Genomic DNA, 18,054 nt, shown 5'->3' on the forward strand with positions numbered 1-18,054 from the left:
CATAATCCGCGGCGCCGCGACAGGTGCCGGATTTGCCTATACTCGACCGATGAACCTGCACCTGCGTTGCCTGACACCTGCCGTCGCCATGCGCGCCTTGCGCTGCGTGTCCCTGCTCGGGTTCGCGCTGCTGCTGGCGCCGGCGTTCGCGGCCGCGCCCGCGGGATCCCCGGTGTCGCCGCCGGTGCCGGACACCTTGCAGCAACGCATCGCCGCCTGCACCGGCTGCCATGGCGTGCATGGCGAGGGTTCGCCCGACAGCGGCTTCTTTCCCCGCCTGGCCGGCAAGCCGGCCGTGTACATCGAGCGGCAATTGCAGGATTTCCAGAACGGCCTGCGCAAGTACGCGCCCATGGAATACACGGTGCGCGGGCTGGACCCGGCCTATCTGCGCGAGATCGCCGGGTACTTCGCCGCGCAGCAGGTGCCGTATGCACGCTCCGCATTGCCGGCGTTGCCCGCCGCCACGCTGCAGCGCGGCGAGCAGCTGGTGAGCGCGGGCGATCCGGCGCGCCGCATTCCGGCCTGCCAGCAATGCCACGGCAACCAGCTCACCGGCGTCGAACCCGACATCCCCGGCCTGGTCGGCCTGCCTTACGACTACATCAGCGCCCAGCTCGGCGCCTGGCGCACGCACACCCGCGCCACCGTGGCGCCGGATTGCATGGCCGAAGTGGCCGGACGCCTCAGCGAGTCCGACATCACCGCGGTGGCGGCATGGCTGGCCAGCCGCGAACTGCCGGCCGACATGCACGCGCAGCCGGCCGGCAGCGTGCAGCCGCCGCTGCGCTGCGGCGTGCTGGCGGACGGGAAGGCGGGGACGTGAGTTTGTCGTGTCGCGCGTGTTTCGACGCGGCACCTGGGCATCGATGTTCGGGTCGCACGGGGCGCGCCGGGGATGGCCTGGTTTTGCTCGTCGTCCCCAAGGCACTGGACGACCAGCTTCGCTGTTGTGAAGCGCCTCCTGCGTTCGCAGGAATGACGGGCGAGTAGTCGATCAATCAGACCTTCCCCGGCGCGTGCGCGTCAGCGCTGCCAGTTCGCGCCATCTACCGATATCCCAATGCCCCCGTGCCTGCCCCGATGGCGACGGCAGCACGAATACTTCCGTGTTGCCGATGCCTTCGCTCTGCAGCCCGTAGTCGACGGCGCGGCCCAGCGCGGCGTGTGCCGCGTTCTTGCTGGTGAAGGCGATCATCCGGGGCGCGTAGCGTCCGATCTTCGCGTGCAGCGCGGGGGCGTCGAAGGCGCCGGGCGGGAGTTCGTCGTCGTTGCCGCTGTGGCGCTTGGCGAGGTCGGTGAGGCCGATGCCGAATTGCGGCAGCAGCGGAAACTCCGCGGGCGCGAGCAGGCGCGGGGTGAAGCCGGCCTCGTGCAGCGCGCGCCAGAACAGGTTGCCGGGGTGGGCGTAGTAGGCGCGTTCGGCGGCGGAGCGCTTGCCGGCCGCGGTGCCGCAGAACACCAGGGCGAGGCCGGGCTGCAGCACGTCGGGCAGCACATGGGGCTCAGCCTTGCGCGTCATCGTCGAGCAGGAAGTCGGTGAACTGGAAGCGGTCGTCGCGCAGCACGGATTCGCCGCGCCTGAGCTTGAGCGTTCGGCTGAACAGCGGGCCGCCGTAGCTGAGGGTGTGGAACTCGCCGCGTTCGCCGCAGGGGTCGACGCCGGCGGGCAGCGCGTCGAGCAGGGCCGCGTCGTAGGCGCGGCCGCAACAGCGCGCGTCGAGCTGTTGCGTGTCCACGCAGCACAGCATGGCGCGATGGCCTTCGGCGACGAAGCGCCGCGACAGCGCCGTGGTGTCCTCGCCCCATAGCGGAAATATCGCGCGCCAGTTGTCGCGGCCGAGCTGGCGCACGCGATAGTCGCGCACGTCTTCCAGGAACAGGTCGCCGAACGCGCAGTGGCGGATGCCGGGCCAGCGCATCCGCGCCTCGACCAGCGCCTGCGCGTGCGCGGCTTCGTAGGCCTCGTTGCTGCCGGGCCAGTCCAGCAGCACTTCGACCAGCGGCAGGCCCAGCGCATCCACCTGGGCCTGCAGCACGTCCTGCCGTACGCCATGCATGGCGATGCGCCGGTAGTTGCGGTTGACCGTGGTGAGCAGGCCAACCACCTGCCAGCGCGGATCGGCGCGCAGGCGCTGCAGCGCCATCAGGCAGTCCTTGCCGCCGCTCCATGCGAGCAGGATGGGTGTGGCGGTGGCGTTCATGGCGAGGGGGTTTCCACGGCGATGGCGGTGCGCCAATCCAGTGTGGCGTGCAGGCGCTGCTGCGCATCCAGCCGGAACTCCAGCGCCAGGCCCAGCGCCTGCGCCGCGGCGGTGGTGAGCGCGAGGCCCAGCCCGGCGTGGCCGGCGTGCGGCAACTGCTTGCGCCAGAAGCGCTGGCCGAAGCTGGCGAGGTCCGCGTCGGTGAGGCCGGGCGCGGCGTTGTCGATGGCGAGGCCGCGCGCATCGACGCGCAGGTGCACGGTGTCGCCCTCGGGCGCATAGGCGCAGGCGTTGCCCAGCAGATTGCCCACGATCACTTCCAGCAGCGCGGGGTCGGTGTGCAGCGCTTCCGGCGGCGTGCCTTTGCTCACCAGCGCGAGGCGGCGCGCCGTGGCCGTGGCCTGCTGGCGTTGCAGCTGGCGCTCCAGCCACGGCGCCAGCGCCAGCGTCTGCCACTGCGGCCGTTCCAGCCCGGATTGCAGGCGGGTGAGCAGCAGCAGGGCGGTGACGGTGGCTTCCAGCTCGGCGCCGATGCTGCCGATCTCGGCGAGCAGCTCGGGCGTGCTGCGGCCGCTGGGGTAGCGCGATTCCACCTCGGCCAGCGCGCGCAGTTCGGCGAGCCGGGTGCGTGTCTCGTGGGCGAGGCCGCTGGCGAACTGGCGCTCGCGTGCGAGGCCGTCGTCCATGCGGCCCAGCACGTCGTTGAAGCGCGTCACCAATGGGTCCAGTTCCTGCAGGCCGATGGGGGCCAGCCGCTGGCCGGGCGCGTTGGGGCCGATGTCACGCATGCGCTCCACCAGTGCGCCGATCGGGCGCAGGCCGCGCCGCACCACCAGCGGCACCGCGATCAGCGCGATCGCGACGGCGAGCACGGGGCCCAGCCCGAGCACCCAGTCGATCGCCAGCAGCAACTCGTCGAGCGAATGGCGGTCCTGCATGAACAGCAGCCGGCAGGTGGCGTGTGCGCCCGTGCCGGCGGCGCGGGCGTCGCCATCCTCGCCAGGAGGGTGCGGGAAACTCAGCCGCACCGATTCCAGGTGGTGGTCGTGGCGACCCAGCCGGGCGAAGCGCGGCTGCGGGCCGGCGTCTTCGGGCCAGCCCCTGGGGGAGGCGGGCGGCGGCGGGTCGCTGAACTGGGGCGTGGCGCCGTCGCAACGCAGCTCGTACCAGGTGTCGCCGCCCGCCAGCCCGGGGACGGCCCGGTCGGCGGGGCCGTCCTGTTCCAGCGCGGCCATGTTGCCCACGGCGCGGGCCTGGCTGAGCAGGTCGGCGCGGAATCGGGTGGCCAGCTCGTGGTCGATGCGCCAGTCCATCAGCCGCGCGCCGCCGCCCAGCACCAGCAGGCAGACCACGGCCAGCAGCAAGGTGACGCGGGCGGAGAGCGAGCTCGGCTTCACGGGATCAGGTAACCCGCGCCGCGCCGCGTCTCGATCAGGCCGGTCACGCCGGCGGCATCCAGCTTGCGGCGCAGGCCGAATACCAGCACCTCGACGCTGCGGTCCGAGGCTTCGCTGTCGCTGCCCGCGGTGCGTTCGAGGATTTCCTGGCGGCTGAACGCGCGGCCGCGATGGCGCAGCAGCAGGCCCAGCACCGCGAACTCGCGCGGGGTCAGCGCCAGCGGCTGGCCTTCCACGCTCACGCTGTGCGAGCGCGGGTCCAGCGCCAGCGTGCCGTGGCTGAACACCGCGGGCTGCGCCTGCTGCGGGCGGCGCGCCAGCGCATGCAGGCGGGCCACCAGTTCGTCGAACGCGAACGGCTTGACCAGGTAGTCGTCGGCGCCGGCGTTCAGCGCCTCGATGCGGTCGGGCACCTGGTCGCGGGCGGACAGCACCAGCACGCGCGGCCGCCGGCCGCCGGGGGGCAGGCTGCGCAGCACGCCGATGCCGTCCAGCCGGGGCAGCATCAGGTCCAGCACCACCAGGTCGTAGTCGTAACCCGCGAGGAAACCGCAGGCTTCCACGCCGTCGCCGGCCGCGTCCACGGTGAAGCCGGCGCCCTGCAAGCCGTGGCGCAGGGTCTGGCGCAAGCGTTCGGAATCCTCCACCAGCAGCAATTTCATGCCGTTTTCCTTGTCCAAGCCACGGGCTGGCGCGTTCCATTGTGGCTGGGCTCGCTTAGCAAAGCATTCACCTTTTTGCACCATGCGCCGCGCATCGACAGTGGCGGCGGGCAACGGCTATAAAGGTTGTCCATTCGGGGAGTTGCGCAGTGAGTGAAGAAATCCTGATCAACGTGACCCCGCGCGAGACGCGGGTGGGCGTGGTCGAAAACGGCATGTTGCAGGAAGTGCATGTCGAGCGCGCATCGAAGCGCGGTTACGTGGGCAACATCTACAAGGGCCGGGTGCAGCGGGTGATGCCGGGCATGCAGGCCGCGTTCGTGGAGATCGGGCTGGACCGCGCCGCATTCCTGCACGCCTCCGACATCGTGCGGCCGCCCGTCGCCGAGGGCGCCGAGCCGGCCGCCGGCCACGGCAACGGGCATACCCCGGCGATCAGCGAGCTGGTGCACGAGGGCCAGGAAATCGTGGTGCAGGTGGTGAAGGACCCGATCGGCAGCAAGGGCGCGCGACTGTCCGCCCACCTGTCGATCCCGTCGCGTTACCTGGTGCTGCTGCCGCATGCGCACACCCTGGGCATTTCCGCGCGCATCGAGGACGAACCCGAGCGTACGCGCCTGCGCGAGGCGATGGGCGCCCTGATCGGCGAGAACCCGCTGGGCTACATCGTGCGCACCAATGCGGAGGGGCAGAGCGGCGAATCGCTGGCCTTCGACGTGACCTACCTCGGCAAGGTGTGGCGCGTGGTGCAGGAGAACATCGCCAAGGCCAGGGTGGGCGAGCGGGTGTACGAGGAACTCTCGCTGCCGCTGCGCAGCCTGCGCGACATGCTCACCGACGACATCGAGAAGGTGCGCGTGGACTCGCGCGAGACCTTCGAGAAGGTGGTGAAGTTCGTGCACAAGTTCATGCCCAGCCTGGACGACCGGGTGGAGCACTACGACGGCGAGCGGCCGATCTTCGACCTGTACAGCGTGGAGGACGAGATCCAGCACGCGCTGAGGAAGGAGGTGCCGCTGAAGTCGGGCGGCTATCTGGTGGTGGACCAGACCGAGGCGATGACCACGATCGACGTCAACACCGGCGCCTACCTGGGCACGCGCAACCTGGAGGAGACCGTCTACCGCACCAACCTGGAGGCGGCGCAGGCGGCGGCGCGCCAGCTCAGGCTGCGGAATCTGGGCGGCATCATCATCATCGACTTCATCGACATGGTGGACGAGGAGCACAAGCGCCAGGTGCTGCGCATGCTGGCCAAGGGGCTGGCGCGCGACCACGCCAAGACCACGGTGTACCCGATGTCCTCGCTGGGCCTGGTCGAGATGACCCGCAAGCGCACCACCGAGAGCCTGGAGCGTCAGTTGTGCGAACCGTGCCCGGCCTGCGGCGGCCGCGGCACGCTGAAGACCGCCGAAACGGTGACCTACGAGATCTTCCGCGAGATCACCCGCGCCGTGCGCCAGTTCGACGCCGAGAAACTGCTGGTGATGGCCAGCCCGTCGGTGGTCGGCCGCATCCTCGAGGAAGAGTCCGCCGCGGTGGCCGAACTGGAGGAGTTCATCTCCAAGAGCATACGCTTCCAGGCCGAGGAACATTATTCGCAGGAACAGTTTGATGTGGTTCTGCTTTAAGCCGACGCCTGCCGCGGCCGCACGTCGATGAATCCCACGTGGCAGCGACGGCTGCACCTTGGCGCGCGCGCGCTGGGCTGGGTGGCCGGCAGCGGCGTGATCGCGCTGGCGGTGCTGATGGCGCTGGCGCAGCTGCTGCTGCCGCTGCTGGCGCGGCATCCCGAGTGGGTGGCGCGGGAACTCTCCGCGAAGCTGCAGCGCCCGGTGAGCTTCGCCTCGCTGGAGGGCAGGTGGACCGGTTCCGGCCCGCTGTTCGTGCTGCACGACGTCACCGTGGGCGTGCCGCCGGGCGTCAAGGGCACGCCGATCAAGGTGCCCGAATCCGAGCTGCGGCTGGATTTCGGCGGCTGGCTGCCCTCGCGGCACCTGGTGAACCTGCGCACGCGCGACCTGCAACTGGACCTCAGCCGCGACGCCGACGGCCGCTGGCACGTCAACGGCCTGGGCACGGGCGGCGACGCCGAGCAGCAGCCCGGCTTCAGCCAGCTCTCGGTGGCGCTGTGGCTGGACAACCTGCGCCTGAACATCGCCGACGCCGCCAACGACAAGCACTACAGCCTGGTGGTCGACCAGTTGCGGTTGAGCCGCCAGGGCAACCACATCCGCGTGGGCGCGCTGCTGCACCGTGCAGGCGTGGGGGGCGTGGTGCGCGGCGCGGGCCGCTTCCGCGACGACGGCAGCGACGGGCGGCTGTGGCTGTCCGGGCAGCAGGTCGACCTGGCGCGCATGCTGGCCGGCGTGGACCTGAGCGGCTACACCGTGCAGGGCGGCCACGGCAACGTGGCGTCCTGGCTGGACTGGCAGCACGGCAAGGTGGTGCGCAACTTCACCCGCCTCGACCTCGACGACCTGCGCATCGCCGGCGCCAATGGCGCGGTCGCGGTGCCGGGTCTGCACGGCGACGCCGAGCTGGGCCGCAGCGCCGACGGCTACGAATTGCGCTGGGCCGGCGACGACCAGGGCGCGCTGGCGGTGTGGCTGCACCATCCGGGCACGCCGCAACTGGCCGTGCAGGCGGCGGCGCGCGACCTGCAACTGGCGCCGCTGCTGCCCTGGCTGGGGCTGGCGCCGAACATGTCGCCCGGGCTGGCGAAGTGGCTGGGCGAGGGCCATCCGCGCGGCAAGCTGGACAGCGTGGCGCTGGGCTGGACCCGGGCCGGCGGCCTGGACCGGCTGGCCGCCACGTTCAGCGGACTGGCCATCGACCCGGCGGGCAAGCTGCCCGGCGTGGATCATCTCGGCGGCACGCTGCGCGGCGATGGCGAGGCGGTGTCGCTGGAACTGCCTGCGCAGGGCGCCACGGTGAACCTGCCGCACACCTTCCGCCAGCCGTTCGCGATGGCCAAGCTGGGCGGCACGCTGGCGTTCTGGCATGCGGACGGCGACTGGCACCTGGGCATCGATCCGCTGGATTTCGAGGGCCGCGGCTACGGCGGCCAGCTGCGCGGGGAGATCGCCCTGCACGACGCCGGCGGCCCGCCGTTCCTTGACCTCTACGTCGCGCTGGCGCACGCCGACGTGGCTGCCGCCAAGCTGTTCTGGCCGATCGATTCGATGCCGGCGGCCACCGTGTCGTGGCTGGACCAGGCGCTGGTCGGCGGCCGCATCGACCATGGCGACGTGGTGGTGCGCGGCGACCTCAGGGACTGGCCGTTCCACCACAACGAGGGGCGTTTCGAGGCGCGCGCCGAGATCAGCGACCTCACCTTCCACTACGGCAAGGACTGGCCCGAGGCCACCGGCGTCCACGCCGTCGCCAGCTTCGTCAACAGCGGCATGCTGGTGCAGGCCGACGCCGGCTCCTCGCTGGGCGTGAAGGTCGACAAGGCGACGGCGCTGATCCCGGAATTCGGCGACGGCACGCTGGACCTCAACGTGAGCGGCGGCGGCAGCGGCGCCAGCCTGCTCGGCTTCGTGTTCAAGAGCCCGATCGCCAGCCACCAGGCCGACGCCCTGGCGAAGCTGAAACTGGGCGGCAGCGGCAGCTTCGATTTCCACCTCTCGCTGCCGCTGGCGCATGCGGAGGATTTCACCCTCGCCGGCACCGCCCAGCTCAAGAACGTGGACGTGGGCAATCCCGACTGGCAACTGCAGTTGGACAAGCTCAGCGGCCCGGCCACCTTCGACGGCCATGGCTTCCATGCCGGTCCGCTGAGCGGCATCGCGCACGGCGAGCCTTCCACGCTGGACCTGGCGATTGCCGGCGCCACCGGCGACCCCGCCACGGCGCTGACGGCCAAACTGAGCGGCAGCTACAGCTTCGCCGAACTCACCGCGGGTTATCCCTCGCTGGATTGGCTGAATCCGCTGGGCAGCGGGCGCAGTCCTTTCGACATCGGTTTCAGCCTCACCAAGCCGGCGAACGACGGCCCGCTGGTCCAGACCCTGACCCTGGACTCCACCCTGGCCGGTATCGCACTGGACGTGCCCGTGCCGCTGAAGAAGACCGCCGCGACCGAGCTGCCGCTCCATCTCGTGATGACCCTGCCGATGCAGGGCGCCGACCTGAAGATCGCCCTCGGCGAGCAGGCGCGCGGCCACCTGCGCCTCGGCGACGGCAACAAGCCGCTGGCCGGCACGCTGGCGTTCGGCACGCAGATGCCGATGGACCTGCCGGCGCAGGGGCTGCGCATCCGCGGCCACGCGGCGAAGCTGGATGTCACCGGCTGGGTGCAGCAGGCGATCGCGCTGACCGCGGGCGGGCATGCCGCCCCGACCAACATCACCGGCACGGCGAGCGCGCCCGGCGCAGCCAGTCCAGTGACCGCCAGCGGCGGGCCGGCGCTGGAAAGCGTGGACGTGGGCACCGACCATGCCGAATGGTTCGGCCATCCGCTGGGCGCGATGACGCTGCAGGCCACGCCCACCGCGGACAACCTGCAGGTGGACGTGACCGGCCCAGCGATGACCGGGCGCTACACCGTGCCCACCAGGGAACTGGACAAGCGCGGCATCACCGCGCGCCTCACCCACCTGCACTGGCCCGGCAGTCCGCCGCCGCCCCCTGGCAAGGCGGCCGCCAGCCAGCCCGAGGAAAACCCCGCCAACACCGGCATCGACCCCGCCTCGCTGCCGCCGTTCCACCTGTGGGTGGGCGAGCTGAGCTTCGGCGACGCCAAGCTGGGCGAGGCGCGGCTGGAAAGCTGGCCCACCGCGCAAGGCATGCGCATCGACCAGTTGCGCGCGCTGTCGCCCAGCGTGCAGATCACCGGCAGCGGCGACTGGAACGGCACGCCCACCGACAGCCATACCCGCATGCGCATCAGCTTCGCCGCCGACGACCTCGGCAAGATGCTCACCGCGTTCGGCTTCACCGGCCTGGTCAACGGCGGCAAGACCCAGGACCAGCTCGACGCGAGCTGGCCCGGCGCGCCCTCGTCCTTCAGCCTCGCCAATGCCACCGGCACGCTGGCGATCCAGGTCAGCGACGGCCGCATTCCCGAAGTGGGGCCCGGCGTGGGGCGCCTGTTCGGGCTGGTCTCGCTGGCCGAGCTGCCGCGCCGGCTCACCCTGGATTTCGGCGACGTGTTCGGCAAGGGCCTGGGCTTCGACTCGATCAAGGGCGATTTCCAGCTCGCCAACGGCAGCGCCACCACCGGCAACCTGGTGATCAAGGGGCCGGCCGCGCAGATCGGCATCACCGGCCGCACCGGCCTGCGCGCCAAGGACTACGACCAGCAGGTGACCGTGGTGCCGCACATCGGCAACAGCCTGCCGGTGATCGGCGCGGTGGTGGGCGGCCCGGTCGGCGTCGCCGCCGGCCTCGCCGTGCAAGGCCTGCTGGGCCACGGCCTCAACAAGACCGCCGGCGCGCGCTACCACGTCACCGGAAGCTGGGACAAACCGGTGATGACCCTGGTCGAGAAGCGCTCGCTGCCCGCTGCGCCCGCCGCCCCGGCCACCATCGAGCCGCCGCTGCTGCCGGCCGCGCCCTCGTCCAGCCCGGCCATCACGATACCGTTGCTCGACGTGTCGCCGGCGCTACCGGCATCGTCGTCCAGCCGTTGAGGATGGCCTGGTCAATCGACCGCCTGCTTGTCATCCCTGCGGCTTGCTCGTCATCCCTGTGAAAGCGGGGTCCAGCCGTTAAGGATGGCCTGATCAATCGACCGCCTGCTCGTCATTCCTGCGGCCTGCTCGTCATTCCTGCGAAAGCAGGAATCCAGTGCCTTGGCGTTCCGTGGCTTGCAGTCACCGGACCACCAGCTGCGCTGTTGTGAAGCACCTCCCGCCTTCGCCGGGACGACGAGCAAAACAAGACCTTCCTTAACCGCGCGGCCTGGTCGAGCCGTTGAACGGGAACATCTGCTGCCGGACGAAGCCGTCCGGCACGTAGTCGCCGACCACGCCGTACTTTTCCGGGAACTTGTTGCTGGATTTCACCGCGGTGCCGAACAGGTAATCGAGGAATGCGTAGTGCGCCGCGTAGTTCCTGTCGATCGCCTCGTCGTCGGAGGCGTGGTGCCAGTGATGGAAGTTCGGCGTCACCAGCACGTACTTCAGCGGCCCCCACGGCAGGTGCACGTTGGCGTGGTTGAACACGGCCTGGAAGCCGACCACCAGGATGTAGGCGGCCATCACGCCTTCGCTGAAACCGAGCACGTACAGCGGCGCCAGCACGCAGACGCGCGTGGCGACCAGCTCCAGCATGTGCTGGCGCGAGCCGGCCAGCCAATCCATGGTCTTCACGCTGTGGTGCACGGCGTGGAAGCGCCACAGCAGCGGCACCTCGTGATAGGCGCGGTGCGCCCAGTACTGCGCGAGGTCGGCGGCGAGTATGCACAGCAGCAGCTGCGGCACGAACGGGATGTGCTGCACGGACTGCTGGAAGCTGCTGCTGACCAGCCAGCCGAAGCCGTGGTGCAGCACCAGGTTCACGATCAGCAGGATCAGCCCCACGACGAAGTGGTTCGCCGCGAAATGCTTCAGGTCGGTCTGCCACTCGGCGCGGAAGATCGCCTGCCCCTTGTAGAGCGGGAACAGCTTCTCGATCACCACGAAGATCAGGGTCGAGCCGAGCAGGTCCAGCACGAACCAGTCCAGCCCGATGTACGGCGTGTGGTCGGGGAACGTGCCCACCGGCACGCGCGAACCGCCCAGCGCCACGGCCAGCACCACGATCGCGAACGCGGCGACGTTGAGCTTGCGCTGGCGGTTGAGGATCACGTTCGCGAGCGACAGACCGCCGGAAACCAGCAGCGCGACGAACATCGCCTGGCGCAGCACGTCCACCGAATACTGGTGGCGCAGCTCCGGCGTGGTCAGGTATTGCGGGAAATGGAACGCCACCACGCCCAGCAGGCACAGGATGCCCAGCGCCATCGCCAGCGCCGTGCTGATCATCGCCTTGCCGGGCTTCAGCTCGCCGCTGCGGTGGAACAGGTCGCGCGTTTCGTCGATCACCGCGCCGATCTTTTCCGCCGGTTTCTGCACCGCCGCGTCAAGCGCCTTCCGGGTGCCGTTGCGCCTGGATTCGGACATGCCCACTTCCCTATGTATGCCGCTCCATCGCCGGCGGCCAGCGGCGCGCATGATACCGCGGCGCTTGCCGCCGGGGGCTTTAAGCCGCAGGATTCGGCCTCATCTTGGTTCTTTCCGATACTTCGCGCACGGCGGATTTTTCATGGGCTCACTGCTTGCCAAGGCCGAACGACAGCTGCTGGCGCCCGGTGGCCTGGCGTCCGCCGATCTGGAGCGCGTGTTCGCGCAGCTGATGGGCCCGTCCATCGACGCGGCCGACCTGTACTTCCAGCATTCGCGCAGCGAGTCGTGGATGCTGGAAGAGGGCATCGTCAAGGACGGCAGCCATTCCATCGAGCAGGGCGTGGGCGTGCGCGCGATCTCCGGCGAGAAGACCGGCTTTGCCTACTCCGACGAGATCGTGCTGCCGCAGCTTCTGGAAGCCTCGAAGGCCGCGCGCGCCATCGCCCGGGACGGTCGCGGCGCCGGCCGGCCGCTGGCGCTGGGCGACACGCGGCAGCTCTATCCCGCCATCGACCCGGTGGAGAGCCTACCCAACCCCGACAAGATCGCCTTGCTGCGCGAAGTGGACGCCTACGCGCGCTCGCGCGACCCGCGCATCACCCAGGTCATCGTGAGCATCGCCGCCACCATCGACACCGTGCTGATCGCCGCCTCCGACGGCACGCTCGCCGCCGACGTGCGTCCGCTGGTGCGCCTCAACGTGCAGGTGATCGCCGAGGCCAACGGCCGCCGCGAGCAGGGTTACGCGGGCGGCGGCGGCCGCTACGGCTACCGCGAGCTGGTCGAGAACGGCCGCGCGCTCGCCTTCGCCGACGAGGCGGTGCGCCAGGCGCTGGTGAACCTGGATTCCGTCGCCGCGCCCGCCGGCCAGATGACCGTGGTGCTCGGCCCCGGCTGGCCTGGCGTGCTGCTGCACGAGGCGATCGGCCACGGCCTGGAAGGCGACTTCAACCGCAAGGGCAGCTCCGCCTTCGCCGGCCGCCTCGGCCAGCGCGTGGCCGCGCCCGGCGTCACCGTGGTGGACGACGGCACGCTGCCCGGCCGCCGCGGCTCGCTCAGCGTGGACGACGAAGGCACGCCGACCAATTGCACCGTGCTGATCGAGGACGGCATCCTCAAGGGCTACATGCAGGACAAGCTCAACGCGCGCCTGATGGGCATGGCGCCCACCGGCAACGGCCGCCGCGAATCCTTCACCGCGCTGCCGATGCCGCGCATGACCAACACCTACATGCGCAGCGGCAGCCACGACCCCGACGAAATCATCCGCTCGGTGAAGAAGGGCCTGTACGCGCCGAACTTCGGCGGCGGCCAGGTCGACATCACCAACGGCAAGTTCGTGTTCTCCGCCAGCGAGGCCTACCTGATCGAGGACGGCAGGATCACCGCCCCAGTGAAGGGCGCCACCCTGATCGGCAGTGGCCCCGACGTGCTCACCCGCGTCTCCATGATCGGCAACGACATGAAGCTGGACGAAGGCGTGGGCGTCTGCGGCAAGGACGGCCAGAGCGTCCCGGTAGGCGTGGGCCAGCCCACGCTGAAGATCGATGCGATGACGGTGGGTGGGACTGCGGCGTAATGCTGGGGCAGGGCGGCGGCGGAACCGCCCGCCCTGTGACGGTGCTGCTGGGTTCTCGTCCCGCGAGGTTGTGCTATTCCCCTATCTCAACCGCAAGGATGTGGAGCACCTCGCTGCCGACATTCTTGACATGGTGCGGCCCGATCAGGCCGCTCCAAATCGCCTGACCCGCCGCTGGCCGCGCAGGAAACGTTCTCGAATCCGCCAGCACGTGGCCGTCCATGTCATACCGGACGAAACCGCTACAGATCAGCACAAGTGAGCGCGCACCTCTCAGCACCTTGATAACCGGTATCGGCGCACACCGTCTTTTCCTTGCCGCGTAATAGCTTGGCCACTTTCATCACGTCCCTGACAATGCCGTCGCGACGGTTGTAGAAGATCGTGCAAAGCGTGTAGAGTAAATTCATGCGGGAGTCAACTTTTGCAGCCGTCGACAGATTTTTTTATCTTGCCGCAGTGATTTTTGCGGCCTTCTGTCTGTGGAATATCTGCAAATCCCTCAGGCGAGGATTTGTTTTCATAAACGGAAGGAAAGCCTTTAGGTCAAAAGATCGACTTGGGTTTTGGTTGGTGATCACTGGATGGATTGGCGTGGCGGTATTCTTCGGGTGTCTGGTGATGTCTGCGTTTAATATAGGATCGTTGCCTTGATTGCCAGCGCTTGAGTTAAGCGGCAGCGAAGTCGTCTGCCTCGAACGAACTGTTAGCCCGCACCTAGAAGGCGAGAAACAACCGCCCCTATAGATTCGGCAGCTACAGCCTTGGCTCCGGAGATCGTTGCTGATTTTAGCCGTTCAAAGTAGCTTCGCCGGTCGACAGTACAGTCAACTGCCTCGGGAGTTTTTTGTAGCAGAGCGAAACCTTTACTGGTGAGCACAATGTTTTGGAAGCCGCGCACCTCAAGGTACTGCGGGCCATTCGCAACTCTAATAAAACCCTCGTCGATAAGGAACTGCGCGGTTGCCTCTGCGCCCGTGATTAGGTGGTTGTACTGCGGACTATCCGTTTCGTAATTCTCGCCGAAAAGGATATCTAGCCCAACCGCAAGGGGGTCAACATTCGTGGGAGTTGGAAACGACTCATAGAGCAAAACAAGAACCTTGGCGGCAACCACGTTGAAGACTTCAATGTTTGCGGGAGTGCTCATGTGCGTCCGTTGTGGCGGATAATTTAAAATCGATTGTTTAATTAAGGCTAATCCCGTGGCCTAATTTGATAAATCAGGCCGGGGCTGGCGGAAATTTTTCACACGAATTAACAAGTTTCCCTGGTCGCGCCGCCTATATTCGCAGTCTAATCTTGCAGCCTTCCCAAGGGGCTGCGGCGATCCTCTCACTCGGAGTTGGCGCCAGCAAGCGCATGGATGGATTTGGTGTGGTGGGATGGATCGTGGCGGCCCCCATGTGGCTTGAGCGAGGCCCGACGTCCCTAAGGTTCGCGCCGTGCACACTCTGGCAGCGGCGGTAATGCCTCCGATCTTCTGTGGAATACAAGCGGGTATGGCCCCAAGCCTGTAAAATACCCGCTTCGCACGGGCGCCCAGCCCGTCCAGGGATGCACCGAACATGAAGACCATCGAAGGCGATTTCGCCACGCCCAAGGGCCGCTTCGCCATCGTGGCGGGCCGTTTCAACGGTTTCGTCGTGGAGCCGCTGGTGGCCGGGGCGCGCGACGCGCTGCTGCGGCACGGCGTGAAGGACGACGGCATCGAGCTGGTGCGGGTGCCGGGGGCGTGGGAGATCGCGCTGGCGGCGCACAAGTTGGCGGCGTCGGGCAAGTACGCGGCGGTGATCGCGCTGGGTGCGGTGATCCGCGGCTCCACGCCGCATTTCGATTACGTGGCCGGCGAGTGTGCCAAGGGCCTGGCGAAGGCGGCGCTGGATTCGGGCGTGCCGGTGGCGTTCGGGGTGCTCACCACCGATTCCATCGAGCAGGCGATCGAGCGTGCCGGCACCAAGGCCGGCAACAAGGGCGCGGACGCGGCGATGGCCGCGCTGGAAATGGTCAACCTGTACGGCAAGCTGTGATGCACACGCGTCCCGAAGGCATCGACCTCGCCGCGCGCTCGCGCGCCCGTCGCCGCGCGCTGCAGGCGCTGTACGCGTGGCAGCTTTCCGGCAGCCACATGAACGCGGTGATCGAGCAGTTCCGCCACGAGCAGGACATGGAAGTGGCCGACCTGGACTACTTCGAGGACTTGCTGCGCGGCGTGGAGATGCACGTCGACGCGCTGGACGCCGCGCTGCGCCCCTACCTGGACCGCGAGGTGGCCGAGGTCGATCCCATCGAGCGCGCCGCGCTGCGCCTCGCCGCCTACGAACTGAAGTACCGGCTGGACGTGCCGTACCGCGTGGTCATCAACGAGGCGATCGAGGTCACCAAGCGCTTCGGCGCCGACCACGGCCACAGCTACGTCAACGGCGTGCTGGACAAGCTGGCCGCGCAACTGCGCAGCGCCGAGAAGAAGGCTTGACGCCGCCGGCCGGCACCACGGCGCGCACGGCGCCCGTGCTGGAAACGGAGCGCCTGCGCCTGCGCGCGCATCGCGCCGACGACCTGGATGCGTTCGCGGCGATCTGGTCCGATCCGGTGGTCACCCGCTACCTGGGCCGCGCGGCTTCGCCCACGCGGCAGGATGCGTGGATGCGCATGCTGCGTTATCCCGGCCTGTGGGCGCTGCTGGGCTACGGTTTCTGGGCGGTGGAGGAGAAGGCCAGCGGTCGCTGCATCGGCGACATCGGCTTCGCCGACTTCAAGCGCGAGATCGACCCGCCGCTGGACGGCATGCTGGAAACCGGCTGGGTGCTGGCCGCGGATGCGCACGGCAAAGGCTACGCCAGCGAAGGGCTGGCCGCGGCGCTGGCCTGGAGCGAGGCCGAGCTGCCCGGCCGCACCGCGGCGTGCATCATCGAGCCGGAGAACGCGGCCTCCATCCGCGTTGCGGTGAAGGCCGGCTTCCGCGAATGGAGGCGCACCGTGTACCACGGCGACTCCATCCTCGTGTTCACCCGCTGAGCGGGCCGCTCACTTCGCCGGGCAATCGCGGCTGTTGTCGGCGATGCCGGCGATCAGCCAGCGGCCGTCCACGCGCGCCAGGTTGAACACGTCGGTGCCGCAATGGTGCGGCTTGCCGTCGAGCAGGAATTCGTAGGGCGCCCACACCACCGCGATGTTGTCGTCCACGCGTACCTGCGGATCGCGGATGCGCTCCTCGATGCGGGCCTTGCCCGGTTTCACGTGGTCCACGAACTCGCCCAGCGCGAGCTGCACCGGCTTGCCCTGGCGCATCAGCGTGGCCATGCCGGTGGGCAGCACCAGCGCACGCATGCCGGCCTGGTCGTAGCGGGACATCGCCGAAAAAAACGCACGGACCGGCGCCAGCACGGCCGCGTCCGTGCTCGCGGCGAGCGACGGTGCAGCCATTGCCGGCGGGCCGGCCAGCAGGGCGAGCGACAAGGTGGCGGCAGGGAAACGGATGCGGCGCATGGCGGCGACTCGGGCGGGGGATGGTCGCCAGCCTCGCACGCCCGTGGCCGCCGTGCATGCGCCGCAGGTCACGGGCTTGCGCCGCGTGCGTGCGGATGCTCTGCTCTGGAGTCGCCGCCACCCGGGATCGCCATGGAATTCAGCCTGATCGACCGCATCCGCGAGCGCACCGAGCAGGGGCGCGAGGACGTGCGCCTGGGTATCGGCGACGACGCCGCACTGCTGGCGGTGCCGCCGGGGCAGGAACTGGCGGTGGCGATCGACACCCTGGTGGAGGGCGTGCATTTCCCGCTGGGCACCGCGCCGGCCGACATCGGCTGGAAGGCGCTGGCGGTGAACCTGTCCGATCTCGCCGCGATGGGCGCCGTGCCGGCCTGGGCCTTGCTCGCGCTGACGCTGCCGCAGGCGGACGCCGCCTTCATCGACGGCCTGGCCGACGGTTTCGCGCAGCTCGCGCGGCAGCACCGGCTGGCCCTGGTGGGCGGCGACACCACGCGCGGCCCGCTCACGCTCAGCGTGGCGGTGCACGGCTTCGTGCCGCCGGAGCAGGCGCTGACGCGCGCGGGTGCGCGGGTGGGCGATGCGGTGCTGGTCACCGGCACGCTGGGCGATGCGGCCGCGGGCCTGCACTGCCTGCAGACGGCGATGCAGGTGGACAGCCGTACGGCCATGCGCGATGCGCTGGTGGAACGCCTGAACCGGCCGGTGCCGCGGCTGGCCGCGGGGCTGGCGCTGCGCGGGCGCGCCAGCGCCTGCCTGGACGTGTCCGACGGCCTGCTCGCCGACCTGGGCCACCTGTGCGCGGCCAGCGGCGTGGGGGCGGAAATCGACGCGGCGCTGCTGCCGTGTTCGTCCGCGCTGCTGGGCCTGTTCGACGACGGCGCCGCGCGCGACTTCGCGCTGTCCGGCGGCGACGACTACGAGCTGTGCTTCACCGTGCCCGCCGCGCGCGTGGGCGAGGTGCAGGCCGACCTGGCGCGGCTGGGCGGCGGCGCCACGCGCATCGGCCGCATCGTGGCGGGCGAGGGCGTGCGCGTGCGCGATGCGGGCGGCGATTGGCTGGAACCGGAGCGCGCGGGCTGGGATCATTTCGCCGCATGAACGCTCCCGTCGAACGCAAGACGCTCACCGCAGCGCAACGCCGCGCCCTGCTCGCCACGCCCGCGGGCTGGATCGCCTGCGGCCTCGGTTCCGGCCTCGCGCCGGTGGCGCAGGGCACGTTCGGCTCGCTGGCGGCGCTGCTGCCGTGGCTGCTGCTGCGCGGGCTGTCGCTGCCGCTCAACCTGCTGGTCATCGGGCTGGGTTTCGTCTTGGGCGTGTGGGCCTGCGAACGCGCCGGCCGCGCGCTCGGCGTGGACGATCACCGCGCGCTGGTGTGGGACGAGTTCGTCGGCTTGTGGATCGCGTTGCTGCCCGCGCTGCTGGCGCCGTGGTGGGCGGTGTTGGCCAGCTTCGCGCTGTTCCGCCTGTTCGACGTGTGGAAGCCGTGGCCGATACGCGTGTTCGACCGCCGCCTCAAGGGCGGCCTCGGCGTGATGGTGGACGACGTGGTGGCCGGCGCGTTCGCCGCGGTGGTGCTGGGAATCGCGCTGCACTTCCTCCGCTGAG

17 protein-coding genes are annotated in these 18,054 nt (G+C 69.4%); 9 read left to right on the forward strand and 8 right to left on the reverse strand.

Features of this window, described 5'->3' with window-relative positions; translation table 11 throughout:
- The first annotated feature begins 49 nt into the window (after positions 1–49).
- Positions 50–826, forward strand: coding sequence for a c-type cytochrome (locus PCA_RS03590; protein ID WP_255436622.1), 777 nt, complete (start codon positions 50–52; stop codon positions 824–826).
- A 171-nt stretch (positions 827–997) separates the two neighbouring features.
- Here the strand turns inward: PCA_RS03590 and PCA_RS03595 are convergent, their stop codons facing one another.
- The 4 genes from PCA_RS03595 to PCA_RS03610 are packed head-to-tail and all read right to left on the reverse strand — an operon-like array spanning position 998 to position 4,263.
- Positions 998–1,522: a mismatch-specific DNA-glycosylase gene (locus tag PCA_RS03595; protein ID WP_181301035.1), complete on the reverse strand. Its 525-nt coding sequence runs from the start codon at positions 1,520–1,522 to the stop codon at positions 998–1,000.
- Complete coding sequence (locus PCA_RS03600; RefSeq protein WP_181301036.1) at positions 1,506–2,204, reverse strand: ATP-binding protein; 699 nt, start codon at positions 2,202–2,204, stop codon at positions 1,506–1,508. The genes PCA_RS03595 and PCA_RS03600 overlap by 17 nt, the downstream gene beginning before the upstream one ends.
- Positions 2,201–3,601, reverse strand: coding sequence for a HAMP domain-containing sensor histidine kinase (locus PCA_RS03605; RefSeq protein WP_181301038.1), 1,401 nt, complete (start codon positions 3,599–3,601; stop codon positions 2,201–2,203). Before PCA_RS03605 ends, PCA_RS03600 begins: the two co-directional genes overlap by 4 nt.
- The gene (locus tag PCA_RS03610) at positions 3,598–4,263 is read right to left on the reverse strand and encodes a response regulator transcription factor (RefSeq protein ID WP_181301039.1); all 666 of its coding nucleotides are present in this window, start codon (positions 4,261–4,263) and stop codon (positions 3,598–3,600) included. The genes PCA_RS03605 and PCA_RS03610 overlap by 4 nt, the downstream gene beginning before the upstream one ends.
- Positions 4,264–4,412: 149 nt before the next feature.
- Here PCA_RS03610 and rng point away from each other — a divergent pair, with 149 nt between their 5' ends.
- Positions 4,413–5,894 carry a ribonuclease G gene (gene rng / locus PCA_RS03615; RefSeq protein ID WP_181301041.1) on the forward strand — a complete coding sequence of 494 codons (1,482 nt, stop codon included), beginning with the start codon at positions 4,413–4,415 and terminating at the stop codon, positions 5,892–5,894.
- A 27-nt stretch (positions 5,895–5,921) separates the two neighbouring features.
- Complete coding sequence (locus PCA_RS03620) at positions 5,922–9,902, forward strand: YhdP family protein (RefSeq protein ID WP_181301043.1); 3,981 nt, start codon at positions 5,922–5,924, stop codon at positions 9,900–9,902.
- A 258-nt stretch (positions 9,903–10,160) separates the two neighbouring features.
- Here the strand turns inward: PCA_RS03620 and PCA_RS03625 are convergent, their stop codons facing one another.
- Complete coding sequence (locus PCA_RS03625) at positions 10,161–11,375, reverse strand: sterol desaturase family protein (protein ID WP_181301045.1); 1,215 nt, start codon at positions 11,373–11,375, stop codon at positions 10,161–10,163.
- 142 nt (positions 11,376–11,517) lie between these two features.
- On the opposite strand from PCA_RS03625, the gene tldD reads away from it, so the two are divergent.
- The gene (gene tldD / locus PCA_RS03630) at positions 11,518–12,957 is read left to right on the forward strand and encodes a metalloprotease TldD (protein ID WP_181301047.1); all 1,440 of its coding nucleotides are present in this window, start codon (positions 11,518–11,520) and stop codon (positions 12,955–12,957) included.
- Between the two features lie 242 nt (positions 12,958–13,199).
- Here the strand turns inward: tldD and PCA_RS03635 are convergent, their stop codons facing one another.
- Complete coding sequence (locus tag PCA_RS03635) at positions 13,200–13,367, reverse strand: hypothetical protein (protein WP_181301159.1); 168 nt, start codon at positions 13,365–13,367, stop codon at positions 13,200–13,202.
- Between the two features lie 296 nt (positions 13,368–13,663).
- Positions 13,664–14,107 carry a hypothetical protein gene (locus PCA_RS03640; protein WP_181301049.1) on the reverse strand — a complete coding sequence of 148 codons (444 nt, stop codon included), beginning with the start codon at positions 14,105–14,107 and terminating at the stop codon, positions 13,664–13,666.
- A 418-nt stretch (positions 14,108–14,525) separates the two neighbouring features.
- On the opposite strand from PCA_RS03640, the gene ribE reads away from it, so the two are divergent.
- From ribE to PCA_RS03655, 3 genes are read left to right on the forward strand one after another with little or no spacing between them, the layout of a single operon-like run.
- The gene (ribE, locus tag PCA_RS03645; RefSeq protein WP_181301051.1) at positions 14,526–14,987 is read left to right on the forward strand and encodes a 6,7-dimethyl-8-ribityllumazine synthase; all 462 of its coding nucleotides are present in this window, start codon (positions 14,526–14,528) and stop codon (positions 14,985–14,987) included.
- Positions 14,987–15,433, forward strand: coding sequence for a transcription antitermination factor NusB (gene nusB, locus PCA_RS03650; protein ID WP_181301053.1), 447 nt, complete (start codon positions 14,987–14,989; stop codon positions 15,431–15,433). Before ribE ends, nusB begins: the two co-directional genes overlap by 1 nt.
- On the forward strand, positions 15,430–15,975 hold the full coding sequence (locus tag PCA_RS03655; protein ID WP_181301055.1) for a GNAT family N-acetyltransferase: 546 nt from the start codon (positions 15,430–15,432) through the stop codon (positions 15,973–15,975). Before nusB ends, PCA_RS03655 begins: the two co-directional genes overlap by 4 nt.
- Positions 15,976–15,984: 9 nt before the next feature.
- Here PCA_RS03655 and PCA_RS03660 read toward each other — a convergent pair whose 3' ends face one another.
- Positions 15,985–16,446, reverse strand: coding sequence for a nuclear transport factor 2 family protein (locus PCA_RS03660; RefSeq protein WP_219918491.1), 462 nt, complete (start codon positions 16,444–16,446; stop codon positions 15,985–15,987).
- A 132-nt stretch (positions 16,447–16,578) separates the two neighbouring features.
- Between PCA_RS03660 and thiL the strand changes: the two genes are divergently transcribed.
- Positions 16,579–17,547: a thiamine-phosphate kinase gene (gene thiL / locus PCA_RS03665; protein WP_181301057.1), complete on the forward strand. Its 969-nt coding sequence runs from the start codon at positions 16,579–16,581 to the stop codon at positions 17,545–17,547.
- Positions 17,544–18,053 (forward strand): phosphatidylglycerophosphatase A, encoded by a 510-nt coding sequence (locus PCA_RS03670; protein WP_181301059.1) that lies wholly within the window; start codon positions 17,544–17,546, stop codon positions 18,051–18,053. Before thiL ends, PCA_RS03670 begins: the two co-directional genes overlap by 4 nt.
- Position 18,054 lies beyond the last annotated feature (1 nt).

The sequence above is a fragment of the Rhodanobacter sp. PCA2 genome, assembly GCF_013620825.1.
Taxonomy (GTDB): Bacteria; Pseudomonadota; Gammaproteobacteria; order Xanthomonadales; family Rhodanobacteraceae; genus Rhodanobacter_A.